The organism is Candidatus Centipeda massiliensis (assembly GCF_900290285.1).
Lineage (GTDB): Bacteria > Bacillota > Negativicutes > Selenomonadales > Selenomonadaceae > Centipeda > Centipeda massiliensis.
In genome coordinates this window covers 101,089-117,928 of sequence record NZ_LT985756.1, presented here as the reverse complement: position 1 = coordinate 117,928, position 16,840 = coordinate 101,089, and the positions used below count along the sequence as shown (strand labels likewise).

The window sequence follows — 16,840 nt, the reverse complement described above, 5'->3', positions numbered from 1 at the left end:
TTTGTATGACTGCTGTTATTATAGCATTTTTTGACAAAATGCAGAGAAATATCGTGGAAAAAATGTGCGCCTCATTTACAAAGTATAGGATCCCCCTTATAATGATAGAGAATTATTCTCTGTCAACGGAAAGGAGCGGGCTATGCTGACGCATGAAATGCTGGTGCCGCATACAACGTTGCTGCTGCGGCACGACCTGTTCGATGGAATCCCGGAGGAGGGGCTGCTGGATCTCGTGAATGCACTTGGCGGTGAGCTGAAGCACTATGCGGCGGGAGAGAACATCATGCGCATGGGACGTGCGCCGATTGTGACGGGCATCATTCTCACGGGTGCGGTCGAGGTATCCTTTCTCAACGAGAACGCTGACCAGATCGACATGAACATCTTCGAGGCTGGCAAGAGTTTTGGCGAGACAATGGAGGGAGCGAATCTCGCAGCAAGCCGGATGTTTGTCAAGGCACTCCATGATACGTTGATCCTGCGGCTGCAGTTCCGACAGCTCTATGAGCGTACCGCGTGCAGCGATCCGCATCTCTGGCGCTTCACGCTGAATATGCTGCGCAGAATTTCGCAGAAGGGTATATTCTATCAGCACAAGATTCGCATCATGGGGCAGAAGAGCATCCGCGCAAAGCTCAGCGTCTATCTGCAGGCGATCCCCGTGGAGGAGGGCGGTACCGCTGTGCGTGATCTGAACCAGACGCAGCTCGCGCGCTACCTCGGCGTGGAGCGCAGCGCACTCAGCCGCGAGATGAGCCATCTGCGCGACGAGGGGATCATTGACTATGACCGCAAGACGCTGCGCGTGCTCAATCCGGATTTTTTGGCAATCTGATGTCACGTAGATTGTGAATTGAAAAATTGCACTTCAGTGTGATATAATCTTAATAAAGAGTTCCCTTCATGTCATATCATATAGGAGGGATTATGTCGACGTATAGAGACCTCGTACACGGGACGGATATGGAGTCTGCTGAAAATATACTAGCACAAGGGTTCGAACTGCGAGGGAATTTGAGTAGCTGGTGTGGGGAAGGTGTATATTTTTATCGGGATAAAGATAAGGCGTGGTGGGCCGCAAAAAGAAAGTGTCATCAGCTAAAAAAGGGGCGAGGGAGAAAAGTTAAAGCTATAATTCTATTTGCCGATATTTGTGAACTGCCTGTAAATAATATTCTAGATTTAAGAAAACAAAAGGATTTTAAGTCATTTAAGGATTTTGTTCAGGATATGTTTGATGAAGTGAAAGCTAAGATTAGAGGGGATAATGAGACGTTACGTCAAATTCGGGCGGCTTTAATTTCTTTTTATGCCTATAAACATAACAAGAAGTTGATTGTTGGAGATTTTGAGCAGGAAAGAGAACAAGATGAATATGATCGGTTTGCACAAGACCTTCATATTATCAATCGTAAAGAAGAAATATTTTGTATCAAGGATACAAGTATCATAGGCAATGTTAGAAAGGGAGTGTCCTCATGATGAAAGAATTTATAAAATATGCAAAAGAGAAATATGGTCTTGATGTAGAGATGGAATCGAGTGATACTCCAGAGAGCTTTGAACGAATCTTTGCAATTGAATTTATGGAAAGCTATTGCTATCAAATTGAGGTGAAAAACGAACATAAGACACTGGCAATAGATTTTGCAGAGTTTTCGTGGGAGGAAGTACCTAAAGTGGAAGCCGCAGAGTCGTTTGATTTAGTGATCTGTGCTGCATAAGGAGAATGTTATGCCAACAGATGTATTAAGCCCTATGCGGTTGGTTAAATTGATGTTCGATCAAATTCACTTTGAAAGACGAGGAGATCAAAGTGACCATGAACTGAAAACGCATATCCGAATCAAGATCGGAGAAAAGAAAAATGCTCCTTACATTGTAAACCTTAAGATCGAAGGAGAAAAAGAAGACGAATACTTTTTTTCTATGAGCCTTATTGGTTTTTTTGAATTTAATTCTACCGATATGGAGGATACAACGAAACGAGTGTTGCTTTCAAGAAACGCCGTTGCTATCTTGATGCCATATATGCGCAGTCAAATTTCACTTTTGACCGCACAACCGAACTTGACCCCTGTTGTTCTACCTGTATTCAATATTAATAAAATGATAGATAAACAGAATGAATCGTATAGCGAATAACGTCTTTGCGGAAATGTTCATTCAGTTTTTGTAAACAAAAAGACCTGATGCTTTTTTGCAGCAGGTCTTTTCTCATGAAACGTAAATCTTACACCATCTCTTCGGGATGGAAGACCTCATCGAATTTCTCGGCGGTGAGGAAGCCGAGGGCGACGCATGCCTCCTTGAGGCTGATGTTCTCGTCGAACGCCTTGTGTGCCGTCTTCGCCGCATTCTCGTAGCCGATGTACGGGTTCAGCGCCGTGACGAGCATCAGTGAGCGGTGGAGGTTCTCGTGCATCTTCTCGCGGTTCGCCGTGATCCCCGCGACGCAGCGGTCGTTGAAGGACTTGAGGGAGTCCGTGAGGAGGCGTGCGGACTGGAGGAAGTCAAAGATCATGACGGGCATGAACACGTTCAGCTCGAAGTTGCCCTGCGAGGCGGCAAAGCCGATGGCGGCATCGTTGCCCATGACCTGTACGGCGACCATCGTGACGGACTCGCACTGCGTCGGGTTGACCTTGCCCGGCATGATGGAGCTGCCCGGCTCGTTCGCGGGGATCGTGATCTCGCCGAGTCCGCAGCGCGGTCCCGACGCAAGCCAGCGGATGTCGTTCGCGATCTTCATCATGTTCGCGGCGAGTCCCTTGAGACCGCCGTGTGCAAAGACAATGGCGTCCTTGCTCGTGAGCGCGTGGAACTTGTTTGGTGCGGTGACAAAGTTCTTGCCCGTCAGCTCGCTTGCCGCCTGTGCAACGGCGACATCAAAGCCCTTCGGCGTGTTCAGCCCCGTGCCGACGGCGGTGCCGCCGAGCGCAAGTTCGTGGAGGAAGGGGAGCGCCGCCTGCAGCTGCTTCTTCGACTGTTCGAGCATCGCGAGCCAGCCGCTGATCTCCTGCGAAAAGGAGATGGGCACGGCATCCTGCAGATGGGTGCGCCCCGTCTTGACGATGCCTTCGTTCTCCTTCATCAGGCGGCGGAATGTGCTTGCGAGGAGGTCGATGCTCGGGAACAGCCCGTCCTCAATCGCAATGACGGCGGCAATGTGCATCGCTGTCGGGAAGGTGTCGTTTGAACTCTGCGACATATTGGAGTGATCGTTCGGATGGAGGATCTTCTCCCCCGCGATCTCGTTGCCGCGGTTTGCGATGACCTCATTGACGTTCATGTTGGACTGCGTGCCGCTGCCCGTCTGCCAGACGGCGAGCGGGAAGTGCTCCGCCAGCTTGCCCGCGATGATTTCGTCGCACGCTGCCTTAATCGCAGAGAGGCGCTTCTCGTCGAGTTTGCCGAGCTTGTTGTTTGCAATCGCGGCGGATTTCTTCAGAATGCCGAACGCATGGATGATCTCGGCGGGCATCTTCTCAATGCCGATGGGAAAGTTCTCGAAGCTGCGCTCTGTCTGCGCCGCCCAATACTTGTCTGCCGGAACCTTGACTTCGCCGAGGGAATCGTGTTCGATACGATACTCCATTTGGATTGTCCTCCTTAAAATTGTAATAGTAGAGAGAAAAATCTGCTAATAAGAGTATAGCACAAAAATATAAAATTGAGAATATTTATCTTGATATTTTCTGTAAAATTGATCGTGCGGTGACGCCGATCAGGATGCCGGTCAAAACGCCGACGCAGCCGAGCACGGGCGCGTAGGAAAAGAGTGCCGTGGTCTGCATCACGGCGGCAGCGGTGAGGAGCTGCGCCATATTGTGCAGGAAGCCGCCCGCCGCGCTGATGCCAAGAATGGAGAGTGTCCCGTGTCTTTTCAGCAGTGCCATTGCCGCAAAGCTTGCCGCGCCGCCCGCGAGGCTGTAGAGCATCGGCACGAAGCCGCCGCCAAGCGCGGAGGCGAGCAGGATGCGCAGCAGGAGCATCAGCGCTGCGTCGTGCATCGGCAGTGTATATAGTGCAAGCAGCGTGATGATGGCAGCAAGTCCGAGCTTTGCCCCCGGCACGGGCAGCGGGAGGGGCAGCAATCCTTCGAGGACAAAGAGGATGAGCGAAAGTGCGGTGAGAAACGCAATGCGCGTCATGCGGTGCAGCTGCATACTACTTCACTTCGATCAGCAGCTTGTGCGGCAGACAGGCGATTACGTCGCCCTTTTGCGACGCCTTGCCCGTCTTTACGCAGACATGGTCGGGACAGTCGGCGTCGACCACGGCGATTGTTTCCCCCTCGATACGGATTGTGTTCGTGCCGTCCTCGTCCGCAAGGACGATTTCCTCTGTGCCCGTGTGTCCCGTGAGTGAAATGTCATAGATCTGCACATTGTCCTGTGTGATGATGGCATGACGCACACCGTTCTCTGTATGTGTGAAAAAAAATACGGCACCGATCCCGCAGATGAGGAGAAGTGTGCCGATGAGAGCGAGGTCGTTTTTCTTCATACGGTTCCCTGCCTTGACGAATGTTTTCAATCACAGTACAATAAACGTTAGATGCCTTTTCCGAGTTCGCGCTGCCAATAGGCAAGATCGGGCTCGTTCAGCGGCAGGTCAATGGTCTGTCCGTTGTCGTAGTAGAAGCGGACGCGGATGCTTGTTGCCTTGCGGACGGTGGGGAGGCTGGCGCGGGGGAGCTCCACGAAAAATTTATTTTCGTTTTTGTAGGGGCTGGGTGCATCGTGGACGGGATGCGGCGTGTACTTGGTCGTCGCCTTCATCTCCCATGCGGTACCGTCTGTATAGAGAACGACGTCGGGCAGGAGCTTTGCTTCATCGAAGCGATAGTCCCAGAGCGCGAGGGTCGCGCCCTCCAGCCGTCCCTCGCCCGTGTAGGATGCTTGAAAGTCGATGCGTGCATAAGCAGAGAGGCTGCGCGCACTGCGGTGGTCGATTTGGTAGGTGTAGGAGAGTCCGAAGATGCCGACGAGGATGAGGAGCATACCGACGAGGACGAGGAGTTTCCGAAGTAAATTCTGCATCGTGCTCCTCCTTTCCGTGTGCTCGTTGTTTCGGGGTATTATAACATAAGGGAAAGCGTTTTGTCAGCAGTTGATGGAAATGGGGGCTATGGCAACTGTTACGGATGCGCGCTGCGTACTCCACTAGGGTTTGCTTAGGAGTACTGCATTTGCTTTTGTCCGTAACATTTATCATAGTGCCTAGAAATGGGATACAGGAGGGGATGGAATGGCGGTAAAACTGTTCGTATCGGATTTGGATGGGACGATGCTGCCGGACGGCAATGTCGTATCGGCGGAGAATATCGCGGCGGGGCGCCGTGCAGTGGAGGCAGGTGTCACGGTGACAATCGCGACGGGGCGCATGTTCGAGGCGGCACTGCCCATTGCGGAGGCACTTGGCGTGGATGTACCGATCATCTCGTACAACGGCGGACTCATCAAGAGCCCGAGCGGACGCGTCTACGAAGAGCATACGATAGAGCCAGCCCTTGCGCGCGACATCATCGCGTTCTGCAAGGAGCGCGGCTGGTACATTCAATGCTACAGCGGCGGGGTTCTGCGCTATGTAGAGGCGTGCGATGAGTCGCGCTTCTACGAGAAGGCGCAGCAGGTTACGGGCAAGGCGGTCGGCTGGGATGGGCTGTTTGCTCATGCGGCGGGCAACTGCAAGCTGCTGCTTGTGACGAAGGAGCTTTCCGTGACGCTTGCGCGTGCGGAGGCTGTGCTTGCCGCATTCGGTGCCCATGTGGATGTGACGCGCTCGGCGGACTGCCTCATCGAGATCGTGCCGAAGGGGGTCTCGAAGGCATCGGCGCTCACGTCGCTTGCAGCAAAGCTCGGCATCGCCATTGAGGAGACAATGGCAATCGGCGATGCCTACAACGATCTGCCGATGCTGAAGGCGGCGGGCAAGAGCATTGCAATGGGCAACGCATTCCCCGAGGTCAAAGAGGTGACGGACTACGAGACGCTCACCTGCACGGAGAACGGGCTTGCAGCGGCAATCTATCACTATGTACTCGGCATGGGGGCAGATGCACCTGTGCCGATTGCGAGGGGGTGAATCATGGCAATCAAACTCATCGCGCTCGATCTGGATGGGACGCTGCTCACATCGGACAAGAAAATCACGACGCGCACGAAGGATATCATCGCACGCGCCATGGCGCGCGGCGTGACGGTGACAATCGCAACGGGGCGCATGCTGCGCTCGGCACTCTATTTCACGCGCCTCCTCGCCTCCGATGCACCTGTTGTATGCTGCAACGGCGGCTACGTCGGACGCGCGGAGGGAGCACCGGTCTTTGCACGTTATTTTGACCCTGCACTCACGCGGGAGTTCCTGACCTTTGCATACGAGCGCAGCTGGTATGTGAATTGGTACAGAGGTCTGGACATCTACGCGCCGGAGTACCGTGCGGAGTATTTTACTGCCTACCGCACAACGGCAGGGTTCGTGGTACACGAAGTCGGCGACGACTATCTGCGCTATACAGAGGACGTACCGCAGTTCGTCCTGCGCGAACTCGACGCGGGGATCGACGCTTATGTGCGTACGGTACGGGAGCACTTCGGCAATCAGCTCCTGCCGCAGCAAAATACGGGAACAAGCGTCGATATCAATCCCCCCGGAGTGAACAAGGCGGTCGGTGTAAAGGCGCTCGCGGATGCCATGGGGCTCGGCCTCGATGAGGTGATGGTGGCGGGCGACGCGGACAACGACTATGAGATGCTTGAGATGGGCGCATTCTCCGTCGTTCCCGAGAATGGGCTGCCGGAGGCGAAGGAGCGCGCAAGCTATGTGACGGCATCGAACGACGCGAACGGGATTGCGCTCGCGATTGAGAAATTTGTACTGTGAGGTGATCTGCGATGGGAGAGACGAAGCGCACGGCGGAGAAATTCCGCCCTGTGATCGTGACGGGACTGTCGGGCGGCGGGAAATCGCTCGCCGCCCGCTATATGGAGGATCTGGGCTATTTCTGCGTGGACAATCTGCCGCCGGTCTTTATTCCGAAATTCATCGATCTCTGCCGTGAGACGCATGGCCAGATCAGCCGCGCGGCGATTGTGGTGGATACGCGCAGCCGCGAGTTCTTCGACGACTTTGTCCGCGTCCTCAGCGAACTCGACGCGGGGGATGTATCCTACGAGCTGCTCTTTGTGGAGGCGTCCGACGACGTGATCATACGCCGCTACAAGGAGACCCGCCGCCCACATCCGCTCGCTCCCGAGGCGCGGATCTCGGAGGGGGTGACGCGTGAGCGCGGGCAGCTTGCCCCGCTCCGTGCGCGTGCAACCCAGCTGATCGATACGTCGCACCTGCGCAAAGCCGAGCTGCGCGACATCATTCGACAGCACTACGATACACCCGGCAGAGATGTCCAGATGAACGTAAATATCCTCTCGTTCGGGTTTAAGTACGGCATTCCGCTCGATGCCGACCTCGTCTTTGATGTGCGCTTCCTGCCGAATCCGTTCTACGTTGATTCGCTGAGGAATAAGAGCGGCACCGTCCCGCAGGTCGCCTCCTACATCGAGTCGTGGGATGTCACACAGAAGTTTGAGCAGCAGCTTGATGGGCTGATTGCGTTCCTCCTGCCGCAGTACGTGAAGGAGGGCAAGAGTCAGCTCGTCATTGCCATTGGCTGCACGGGCGGCATGCACCGCAGCGTCTTCATCGCCAAGCATCTCTATGATCGGATCAAAGGCAGCTATGCAGCGCGCCTCGAACATCGCGATCTCATGAAGAACGAAGTGCATGAGCATGTGAGTGAGGGCTGAGTATGCACCTCATAAAATGGCTCTATCCCGGCATGGGGTTCAAGCGATGGCTCTTCGTCTTTGCCGTCGGGACGCTCGCGGTGGGGCTTGGAGCCGCGCTCATTTTCAACTACAAATACATCGACAGCATCGAGGAGGCAATCTTCCGCTTCGTCTATACGTGGCAGGGCAGCTACGACTACGGCTTTACGGCGATTGCAGGCGGACTCATTCTGCTCCTCGGCGCGGCGCTCATGCTCGTGGCGACACGGCACATCATCCGCTCCGTCATAACGGCGCTGATGCCGGAGGGCACGTCGGCGCGTCTGGTGGATCTCGTGTATGAAAAGACGCGTCTCAGCCGCGGTCCTGCGGTCACCGTGATCGGCGGCGGGCACGGACTCTCCGTACTCCTGCGCGGGATCAAGGAACTGACGAGCAATGTGACGGCGGTCGTGACCGTCGCGGATGACGGCGGCTCCTCGGGGCGTCTGCGCGAGGAACTGGGCATCATTCCGCCCGGTGATCTGCGCAACTGTCTCGTCGCACTTGCCGACACCGAGCCGCTGATGGAAAAACTCTTTCAGCACCGGTTCGAGGGACACAGCAATCTCGCAGGACACAGCTTCGGCAATCTCTTCCTCGCGGCAATGGCAGAGGTAACGGGCGATATGGAGACGGCGCTGCGCGAGTCCTCGAAGGTTCTCGCGGTCAAGGGGCGCGTGCTCCCCGCGTCGAAGGAGTCCGTGCGCCTCGACGCGATTCTGGAAGACGGAACCGTCGTTGAGGGGGAGTCGCACATCCCAGAGGTACCGGGGCGCATCCGCAGTGTGCGCCTCTATCCGCAGGATGTTGCGCCAGTACCGGCTGCACTTGAGGCGATTCACACGGCAGATGCGATTGTCCTTGGTCCCGGCAGTCTCTATACGAGCATTATGCCGAATCTGCTCGTGAATGGGGTGGCAGAGGCGCTTCGGAAGAGCCGTGCGCTCAAGATCTATATATGCAACGTCATGACGCAGCCAGGTGAGACGGACGGCTATACGGCGTCCATGCACGCAGAGGCAATCATCAAGCATGGGGGGCGCGGCGCCATCGACTTTATGCTCGTGAACAATGCGCCGATCTCGGAAGAACTGCGTGAAAAATATGCGGCAGAGGGGATTGCACCCGTTTTGGTGGACGAGGCACAGATCAATGCGCTCGGCATTGGTTTTGTTGCGGCAGACATCATCAATCAGACGGATGCCGTGCGCCATGATCCGGACAAGCTCAGCCGCAATGTCATGCGCATGATCTACGATTTTCGGGTGAGCTGAGATGCCGTCCTTTGCCTCGGATGTAAAGAACGCGCTCTCGCGCACGGATACGGATCGCGAATGCTGTCAGACGGCGGAACTCGCCGCGCTCCTGCGCATGGGTGCCTCAATGGTGACGGACGGCGCGCATGGGCTTGGGCTGCGCTTTGAGGCGGCGAGCGCTGCCGTTGCGCGCCGCGTGATCCGCCTTCTGCGCACGATGGATGCGGCGATTGAGACCTCGGTTGCGATGGAGCGTACGCCGCAGCTGCGCCGCCGCAAATACATCGTCAATATCGCGGCGGGCGAGAGTGTCACACCGCTCCTCACGCGGCTCGGCTTCCTCACGGGCGGGGAGGCGCTGCGCGCGGGGACGGATGTGCTGCTCCTGCGCCGAAAATGCTGTCGTGCAGCGTATCTGCGCGGCGCGTTTCTCGGCGGAGGGAGTGTCAATCGCCCAGAGGCGAGCTGTCATCTCGAAATCACATCGAAGAGTGCGGCGATGGGACGGACACTGCATACGCTCCTGCGCCGTCTGCATTTTCCTGTGGGGCTGACCGACCGGCATGATGCCTACGTCGTCTATCTCAAGGAGGGGGATGCGGTCATGGACTTCCTTGCGCTCATCGGTGCGGAGGAGGCGGCGGAGGAGATCGAGGTCGCGCGCAACCTCAAAGAGGTGCGTGCGCAGGTGAACCGCCTCGTCAACGTGGAGACGGCAAATCTGCAGCGTGCCGTAGATGCAGCGGCGGATCAGCTGGCGGCAATCGAGCGCCTTGCGGCGGCAGGGCGGCTCGCAGCTCTGCCGGAGGATCTGCGCGAGACAGCAGAGATGCGCCGCGCCCATCCGGAGATCACCATGGCGGAGCTCGCGGCACTCTGCCACATCAGTAAGTCAGGAATGAGCCATCGCCTGCGGAAGATCCGTGCGGCGGCGGAGGAGGTATCAGTTTGACCAGAAGAATTGTGCGGCTGCTTTCGAAGGGGCTGCCCATACCCGTGCTCCTACTCATGGCTCTTGCGGCGTGGGTTCTGACCGCAGAGCCGCCGACGGGATTTCCCATTCTTGAGTATCACATGGTGACGGAGCATCCGTCCCCCGATGCAAAGCCGTACGTGGTGCCGCCCGAGGACTTTGCCGCACAGCTCGACGATCTTGCGGCACAGGGGTATACGACCATTACACCGCAGGACTACGCACGTGCGCGCAAGGGGAAGCAGCAGCTCCCAGAAAAGCCCATCATCCTCACCTTTGATGACGGATATGAGGACAACTGGCGTGTCGTCCTGCCCATGCTTGAGGAGCGCGGAATGAAGGCGGCGTTCTATATGGTGACGAACAAGATCGGGCAGCCGGGCTACCTGACGTGGGACAACCTCTTTGATCTGGAGCGGCACGGCATGGAGATCGGCGGTCACACAGCGAACCATCTGCCGCTTACAACGCTTTCGCCCGAGCAGCAGCGCGATGAACTGCGCCTCTCAAAGCTGATGCTTGAGTGGCGCGGACTGAAGACGATCTACAGCTTCTCCTATCCGAACGGCGCTTATGACGACGGCATTGTTGCCATGCTGGAGGAGGAGCAGTATTTAACGGCGGTGACAGGAGAGGCGGGGTTGAACACGCTCACGACGAATCCGTATCTCCTGCGCCGTGTCAATGTTCCGCCGCCGCATTTCGGGCTGATGGAATTCCGTCTGCGCCTCTTAAAGGCGGATCTCGCCGCGCGGCTGGACGAACGGCTCCAACAGCTGCCCGAGGGGCTGCGTGAGGCAGTCGCAGGACTGCGGGCGAAGATGCACACTGTACACTGAGAAATGGAAGGGAATGTAAGAGAGAAAGCATGGAAAAGGGATTGTTTCAAAAAATGGCGGCACTGACACTCGCCCTCCTCTGTACGGCGGGGACGGGGACTGCGGCGCAGCGCGGAGCGGGGACGACGATTGTGCGTGAGCGCGGAGCGGCACAGGCGAATATCCGTGACCGTGTTGCGAGCATTCTTGGCTCGACGGAGGAGCCACGCAACCGTATCTTTTCCCCCGGCACCTCGCGCCTCATGCACCGCTGGCCGGTGGAGTCCTACGATACGGGCGGCACGCTGCTCTTTTCGGACAGTCCGGAGTATGTCAAGGAGACAGGGATCCTCTACCGCGATACCGTAACGGGGGATGCACGCGTTCTCTACTATCATCTGAACGATACACCGCAGCCGAAGAAGGTCGCCGTCATTCTTGAGACGGAGGCGGATCTTGCGACGGTCACGGTGACACGCGGAGCGGCGGCTGCGCCGAGCACGGACTATCTGCACGTCGGCAAGGAAACGCAGATCGGCTATTTCGATACACGGGAGATGAACGAGCGCATCTATGTGACGAAGGAGCGCCCGCGCCTCCTAACCCCCGCGATGAATGTGGCGGTGCTTGCACCGGGACAGCTCACCTACGGCGTCTATGATTTCCACACGAATGTGCCCGTGCGCGTCTCCGTCATCATGTACGGAGCGGATGTCGATCCCTTTGCATTTCTGCGTACGGCACATGTTCTGCCGCGCGATGAGATTGCACTGCGCGGCACATTTCGCGGTATGAACCGCGTCATTACATCACAGAAGGTCTACCGTCCGACGATGGACGGCGCGGTCTACTTCCCCATCGGTGACAACATCCACGATGTCTATCGCCATGGGATTGACGCGACGGATGGGTCGGCGGTTGTCAACTACGGCAACTACGGCATTCTCTATCAGATCCAGATCCCGACGACGGGACGCGAGAATACGCGCTACTTCCTGAGTCCCCTCGGCGGCGTGTATGCGGGGGCGATGCGTGCGGAAAGCGGGGCGCAGCGGCGTATGCTTGAGACACCTGCGACCCGTCCCTATTTCGGCGACCAGACACTGCCGGAGCCGCCGAACGTGGCACAGGCGCGAGAGGAGGGATTGCTCTTCCTGACGCAGTATACGGAGCTGTCCGATCTCGGCACATATTCGAGTGCGTCGCCCGTGCAGTTCGAGTACTCGCCGCCCGGTGCATCCAATCTGCCGGTGAATATCATTTTGATGCCGGAGAGATAAATTTTTATCCAAAGAAGGGTTTTTATTAAATACGTTGAATTAGCAATATAGTGAGAGAATACACGGAATCATTCAAACCCGGGTGGATCAGGGAGGAAGGAAAATATGGCAGAAGAGACGAAGATTGATCACGAGCGTCTGCTTGTTGCGATTGAGCAGATTGCGACCTCGACGCAGACGGTCTATGAGGCGATTGAGCAGGTCGCAAAGAGTGCGACGGAGCTCGCGAGCGCAGGACAGGAGTCTGTCAAGCAGGCGAAGTTCCTGCAGGAGCGCAATGCAGACACGATTAAAGTCATCGACTTCATCACGAACATTGCGGGGCAGACGAATCTGCTCGGTCTGAATGCGGCCATTGAGGCGGCGCGTGCCGGTGAGCAGGGGCGTGGCTTCGCCGTTGTTGCCGAGGAGGTACGCAAGCTCGCCGAGCAGTCGCGTGAGGCCACGGAGCGCATTCAGGTGACGCTGAACGAGATGAACCGAGCCGTGGAGGATATCTCGAAGTCGATCGAGACGACCGGCTCCATCAGCGAGCAGCAGGCGGCATCGACGCAGGAGATTACCGCGAACCTCTCGCGCGTGACGCGTGCGGCGGACGAGCTCAAGGACTATATCAAGAAGCTTGCTTGATCGTAACGGCATACAAAAAATCCCGCGACTTCGCGGGATTTTTTGTATGCCGTTTACTTCTTCTTCTCTTTTTCCTTCGCGCGTGCCTTCGCTGACTTCTCCTTTGCCTTTGCCTTGTCGCTGACCTTCTTCTCCTGCTGGTACTTGGCGTAGTCGACCCCCATGCTCGCGAGCTTGTGCTTGATCGTCATGATCGGGTGGCGCAGGAACATGCCGCGCTGCGCAGAGTTCATGATCGTGAGGAATTCCTGCGTTGCCTTCGCGCCGAAGCACGGGCGGTCGCAGCGGTCGCAGATCGGCTTTGTGATGCCGTAGGGACAGCGATCCATCTTCGTAAAGACGGTCGCAAGGAGGGCGGTGCAGGAGGGGCACAGCTTTCCTTCCTTTGGGCTGTGGTGCTTCTTGCAGTAGACACCGAAGGTCTTGCGGATGTTCTCCTTTTCCTTCGGAATGTTGTTCTTGAGTTCGGGCGGTTTGCGCTTCGGCAGGAAGCGTGAAAAGATGCTCATCGAGTTCACCTGTGCTTTCGTTTATATTTTGGCGCAGTGCGCTTTTCTCTCCATTTCGTCATTTTACCGATTTTTTAAGGAAAAAGCAAGGGAGAAGTCTGCGTGACTTTTACGGGGAAATGGGGTACAATAGGCGCATGACAGTGTGCAGGAGGGGACGATGACGAGTAAGCAACGGGGACGTATGAGCACGGAGCTGGAGACGGAGCAGGTCGTGGAGGGGCTTGAGGAGGGACAGCTGCGCAGGCTGCTGACGAGTACAATCGACACGATCGAGGACAATAAGACGCAGATCTTTGACATCTATCAGAATACGCGCAATGAGGTGGATGATGCGCGCACGCGTCTGGCAGAGCTGAAGAAGCGCGTTGCGGAGTCCATCGAGCGTGTGGATGCGCTTGCGGCGGATGAGCAAAAGGCGAAGCAGCGACTTGCCGCAGTGAGTCGGAACTTCACCGAGCATACGGAGGATGAGATCCGCGAGACGTACGAGGCGGTCTCGATCATCCAGATCAATCTGGCGATTGAGCGTGAGAAAGAGCAGACGATGCGCGTGGAGCGCGACAAGCTTGAGATTCGTCTGCGCTATCTGCACAACGTCGTGGCGCGTGCGGAGCACATGGCACTCTCCATCGGCTCGGTACTCAGCTATCTCAGCACGCAGGTCAGCGGCGTGCTCTGGAAGATCGAGGCGGTGCAGAAGGACAAATTCGTCGGCGCGCGCATCATCAAGGCGACGGAGGAGGAGCGCTACCGCATCTCACGCGAGATTCACGACGGACCCGCGCAGGATCTCGCGAATGCCCTCTTCACTACGACGATCACGGAACGCCTGATGGACAAGGATATGGCAGAGGCGAAGAAGACGCTCGCAGAGCTGCGCGAGGAGCTTCGCAAATGTCTTACGGGCGTACGGCAGATCATCTTCGATATGCGTCCGATGGCGCTCGATGATCTGGGACTGCCACAGGCAGTGGAACAGCTCATTCAACTCTTTGGCGAGCGCGGAAAGCTGCATGGGACGTTCAGCATGGAGGGTGAGCATTACACGCTGCCCAAGCATGTGGAGATCGCGATTTTCCGCATTGTGCAGGAGGCGCTGAACAATGTCGTCCATCATGCCAAGACGAACAAGGTGCGCGTGCGCATGCACTATACGGCGCAGGCGCTTACCGTACTGATTGCGGATGACGGGGTCGGCTTTGATCCCAGCCATCTGACGGAGGAGCTGGAGGAATCGGACGATGCGCTTGACATGGAGACACAGCGCCGGCTGCGCGGGCGCCACTTCGGCGTGATCGGCATGGAGGAGCGTGCGAAAATCATCGGCGCAGCGATCCAGATCCTGTCTGAGCCGGGGAAGGGGACGAAGGTACACCTGCGCGTGCAGAACCGCATGGTGGAGGAGAATTGAGCGCGCCTCTCGCGGAGGCTGTGCTCCGGTACGCGGGGCTCGGCGTTCTGCCCTGTCATACGCCGGGACACAAGGGCGGGCGCGGGGCGCATCCGCTCCTGCGCCGCTTCTTTACGGAGGAGGGGCTGTGTGCCGATGTCTCGCTCTCGGCGGAGCTGGATGATCTCCATGCACCGACGGGCTGTATCCGTGCGGCGGAGGAGCTTGCGGCGGAGGCGTACGGAGCCGATGCGGCGTACTTTATGGTGAACGGGACGACGGGCGCGATCCATACGATGCTGATGGCATCGCTCGCGCCCGGTGATGTTGTGCTTGTGCCGCGCAATGTGCATCGTTCCATCGTGGGGGCGATGATCCTCACGGGCGTACATCCTGTGTACCTGCAGCCGGAGATCGACACGCGGCTCGGGATTGCGATGGGGGTATCGCTGCAGGCGGTGGAGGAGGCGGTGCGCACGCATCCCGAGGCGCGTGCGGTGCTCCTTGTCTATCCGACGTACTACGGCGTGGCGACGGAACTATCCGCGATTGCGGATGTCCTGCACGCACATGATATGCTGCTGCTTGTGGATGCGGCGCATGGGGCGCACTTCGCGTTCTCCGATGAACTGCCGCCGTCTGCGATGGCGGCGGGGGCGGATCTCTCGGCGGAGAGCACGCATAAGCTGCTCGGCTCGCTGACGCAGACATCGATGCTGCTCGCACGCGGCGGGCGTGTGCCGGCGGAGCGTATTCGGGCGGCATCGGGCATCGTACAGTCGACAAGCCCCAATGAGATCCTGCTCGCCTCGCTTGATCTCGCGCGTGCGCAAATGGCGGCGGATGGGCGGGAACGCCTTGCCGCCGCGATTCGCTGCGCAGATGAGCTGCGCTGCCGCATCAACGAGATCCCGGGGCTTTGGTCGTTCGGTGCGGAGTATATGGGCGGGGCAGGGCGTCTTGCGCTTGATCCGCTGAAGATCACGGTGCAGGTCACGGGACTCGGACTCTCGGGCTTTGCGGCGGAGGCAGAGTTGCGGCGGCGCAATATCGCGTGCGAGCTTGCCGATGCGCGGAATGTGCTGCTCCTCCTCTCCTATGCGGACGGAGCGCGTGAGGCGGAGCGGATTTTTGCGGCGCTGCGGGATATGGCGGCATCGTGCGCACCGCTGTGTACCTCGCGTGGGGCGGCGTCGTTTTTAGCGCTGCCGCCGATTCCAGAGACGGTGCTTTCGCCGCGCGCTGCGTATTTTGCACGCGGCGAGCGTGTTCCGGTGGAGCACGCCGAGGGGCGGACTGCGGCGGAGACGATTGTGTTCTATCCGCCGGGCATTCCCGTACTTGCGCCCGGCGATCGGATTGATGCGGAGACACTCACGTATCTGCGTGCCATGAGGGCAATCGGGGCGCGCGTCGTGGGAGCGGCGGATGCGTTGCTCGAAACACTCATGGTGATTGCGAAAGGCTGATATGGCAAACGGAAAACTCTTCATCATCGAGGCGGGGGACGGCTCGGGCAAGGAGACACAGACGCGGCTTTTAGCCGAGCGGCTTATGCGTGAAGGACACCGCGTCGTGCCCGTGACCTTTCCCGACTATGAGGCGGACTCGTCCGTGCTCGTGCGGATGTATCTGCGCGGCGACTTCGGTGCGCATGCGGACGATGTGAACGCTTATGCGGCGTCGACCTTCTTTGCCGTCGACCGCTATGCCTCCTATCGGATGAAGTGGGGGCGGGACTATGAGGCGGGCGCCATCATCCTAGCTGATCGCTATACCACATCCAACATGGTGTATCAGGCGGTGAAGATCGGGGATGCGGCGGAGCGCGACATTTTTCTTGACTGGCTCTACGACCTCGAGTTCCGCAAGATGGGACTGCCTGTACCCGATGCCGTATTCTTCCTCGACATGGAGCCACGCGCGGCGGAGCGTCTCATCGCCATGCGTGCAGAGGCAAAGGGGGCTGCGCCCGACATCCACGAGCGCGACGCCGCCTACCTCGAACGCGCCCACGACGCCTACGTCCTCCTCGCCGAGCGCTACGGCTGGGTGCGAATTCCATCGAGCGCGGATGGGGAGCCGCTGCCGATCGCGGAGATCCATGAGAGCCTGTATGGGGAAATTGCGAGGCGGCTGTGAG

At 57.8% G+C, this 16,840-nt stretch carries 20 protein-coding genes; 15 read left to right on the top strand and 5 right to left on the bottom strand.

Annotation, left to right across the window (positions count from 1 at the left end):
* The first annotated feature begins 142 nt into the window (after positions 1 to 142).
* The 4 genes from C8273_RS09055 (at position 143) to C8273_RS09040 (ending at position 2,148) form a co-directional block, all read left to right on the top strand.
* Positions 143 to 838, top strand: a complete 696-nt coding sequence (locus C8273_RS09055) for a Crp/Fnr family transcriptional regulator (RefSeq protein WP_106627406.1) — start codon at positions 143 to 145, stop codon at positions 836 to 838.
* A gap of 128 nt (positions 839 to 966) precedes the next feature.
* Entirely contained in the window at positions 967 to 1,485 is a 519-nt protein-coding gene (locus C8273_RS09050) for a hypothetical protein (protein WP_234343994.1), read from the top strand.
* The gene (locus tag C8273_RS09045) at positions 1,482 to 1,727 is read left to right on the top strand and encodes a hypothetical protein (RefSeq protein WP_106627404.1); all 246 of its coding nucleotides are present in this window, start codon (positions 1,482 to 1,484) and stop codon (positions 1,725 to 1,727) included. The genes C8273_RS09050 and C8273_RS09045 overlap by 4 nt, the downstream gene beginning before the upstream one ends.
* Positions 1,728 to 1,737: 10 nt before the next feature.
* Positions 1,738 to 2,148, top strand: a complete 411-nt coding sequence (locus C8273_RS09040; RefSeq protein ID WP_106627403.1) for a protein-export chaperone SecB — start codon at positions 1,738 to 1,740, stop codon at positions 2,146 to 2,148.
* A gap of 88 nt (positions 2,149 to 2,236) precedes the next feature.
* Here the strand turns inward: C8273_RS09040 and fumC are convergent, their stop codons facing one another.
* From fumC to C8273_RS09020, 4 genes are all read right to left on the bottom strand, one after another.
* Positions 2,237 to 3,601, bottom strand: a complete 1,365-nt coding sequence (fumC, locus tag C8273_RS09035; RefSeq protein WP_106627402.1) for a class II fumarate hydratase — start codon at positions 3,599 to 3,601, stop codon at positions 2,237 to 2,239.
* A gap of 85 nt (positions 3,602 to 3,686) precedes the next feature.
* Positions 3,687 to 4,172, bottom strand: a complete 486-nt coding sequence (locus tag C8273_RS09030) for a Gx transporter family protein (protein WP_106627401.1) — start codon at positions 4,170 to 4,172, stop codon at positions 3,687 to 3,689.
* A 1-nt stretch (position 4,173) separates the two neighbouring features.
* Positions 4,174 to 4,512, bottom strand: a complete 339-nt coding sequence (locus C8273_RS09025) for a NusG domain II-containing protein (RefSeq protein ID WP_106627400.1) — start codon at positions 4,510 to 4,512, stop codon at positions 4,174 to 4,176.
* A 47-nt stretch (positions 4,513 to 4,559) separates the two neighbouring features.
* On the bottom strand, positions 4,560 to 5,048 hold the full coding sequence (locus C8273_RS09020) for a hypothetical protein (RefSeq protein WP_106627399.1): 489 nt from the start codon (positions 5,046 to 5,048) through the stop codon (positions 4,560 to 4,562).
* A gap of 208 nt (positions 5,049 to 5,256) precedes the next feature.
* Here C8273_RS09020 and C8273_RS09015 point away from each other — a divergent pair, with 208 nt between their 5' ends.
* The 8 genes from C8273_RS09015 (at position 5,257) to C8273_RS08980 (ending at position 12,795) form a co-directional block, all read left to right on the top strand.
* Entirely contained in the window at positions 5,257 to 6,093 is an 837-nt protein-coding gene (locus tag C8273_RS09015) for a Cof-type HAD-IIB family hydrolase (RefSeq protein ID WP_106627398.1), read from the top strand.
* Positions 6,094 to 6,096: 3 nt separating this feature from the next.
* Positions 6,097 to 6,891: an HAD family hydrolase gene (locus C8273_RS09010; protein ID WP_106627397.1), complete on the top strand. Its 795-nt coding sequence runs from the start codon at positions 6,097 to 6,099 to the stop codon at positions 6,889 to 6,891.
* An 11-nt stretch (positions 6,892 to 6,902) separates the two neighbouring features.
* The gene (gene rapZ, locus C8273_RS09005; RefSeq protein ID WP_106627396.1) at positions 6,903 to 7,814 is read left to right on the top strand and encodes an RNase adapter RapZ; all 912 of its coding nucleotides are present in this window, start codon (positions 6,903 to 6,905) and stop codon (positions 7,812 to 7,814) included.
* A gap of 2 nt (positions 7,815 to 7,816) precedes the next feature.
* On the top strand, positions 7,817 to 9,112 hold the full coding sequence (locus C8273_RS09000) for a gluconeogenesis factor YvcK family protein (protein ID WP_106627395.1): 1,296 nt from the start codon (positions 7,817 to 7,819) through the stop codon (positions 9,110 to 9,112).
* A gap of 1 nt (position 9,113) precedes the next feature.
* Positions 9,114 to 10,046, top strand: coding sequence for a DNA-binding protein WhiA (whiA, locus tag C8273_RS08995; RefSeq protein ID WP_106627394.1), 933 nt, complete (start codon positions 9,114 to 9,116; stop codon positions 10,044 to 10,046).
* Positions 10,047 to 10,102: 56 nt separating this feature from the next.
* Complete coding sequence (locus C8273_RS08990) at positions 10,103 to 10,906, top strand: polysaccharide deacetylase family protein (RefSeq protein WP_199821094.1); 804 nt, start codon at positions 10,103 to 10,105, stop codon at positions 10,904 to 10,906.
* 29 nt (positions 10,907 to 10,935) lie between these two features.
* Positions 10,936 to 12,165, top strand: coding sequence for a copper amine oxidase (locus C8273_RS08985; protein WP_106627393.1), 1,230 nt, complete (start codon positions 10,936 to 10,938; stop codon positions 12,163 to 12,165).
* A gap of 105 nt (positions 12,166 to 12,270) precedes the next feature.
* On the top strand, positions 12,271 to 12,795 hold the full coding sequence (locus tag C8273_RS08980; RefSeq protein WP_106627392.1) for a methyl-accepting chemotaxis protein: 525 nt from the start codon (positions 12,271 to 12,273) through the stop codon (positions 12,793 to 12,795).
* Between the two features lie 53 nt (positions 12,796 to 12,848).
* Here the strand turns inward: C8273_RS08980 and C8273_RS08975 are convergent, their stop codons facing one another.
* On the bottom strand, positions 12,849 to 13,304 hold the full coding sequence (locus C8273_RS08975) for a nitrous oxide-stimulated promoter family protein (protein ID WP_106627391.1): 456 nt from the start codon (positions 13,302 to 13,304) through the stop codon (positions 12,849 to 12,851).
* Positions 13,305 to 13,464: 160 nt separating this feature from the next.
* On the opposite strand from C8273_RS08975, the gene C8273_RS08970 reads away from it, so the two are divergent.
* The 3 genes from C8273_RS08970 to C8273_RS08960 are packed head-to-tail and all read left to right on the top strand — an operon-like array spanning position 13,465 to position 16,839.
* Positions 13,465 to 14,718, top strand: a complete 1,254-nt coding sequence (locus C8273_RS08970; RefSeq protein WP_106627390.1) for a sensor histidine kinase — start codon at positions 13,465 to 13,467, stop codon at positions 14,716 to 14,718.
* A complete protein-coding gene (locus tag C8273_RS08965) occupies positions 14,715 to 16,166 on the top strand; it encodes an aminotransferase class I/II-fold pyridoxal phosphate-dependent enzyme (RefSeq protein ID WP_106627389.1) in 1,452 nt (483 codons plus the stop codon). Before C8273_RS08970 ends, C8273_RS08965 begins: the two co-directional genes overlap by 4 nt.
* Position 16,167: 1 nt before the next feature.
* Positions 16,168 to 16,839, top strand: coding sequence for a dTMP kinase (locus C8273_RS08960; RefSeq protein ID WP_106627388.1), 672 nt, complete (start codon positions 16,168 to 16,170; stop codon positions 16,837 to 16,839).
* Position 16,840 lies beyond the last annotated feature (1 nt).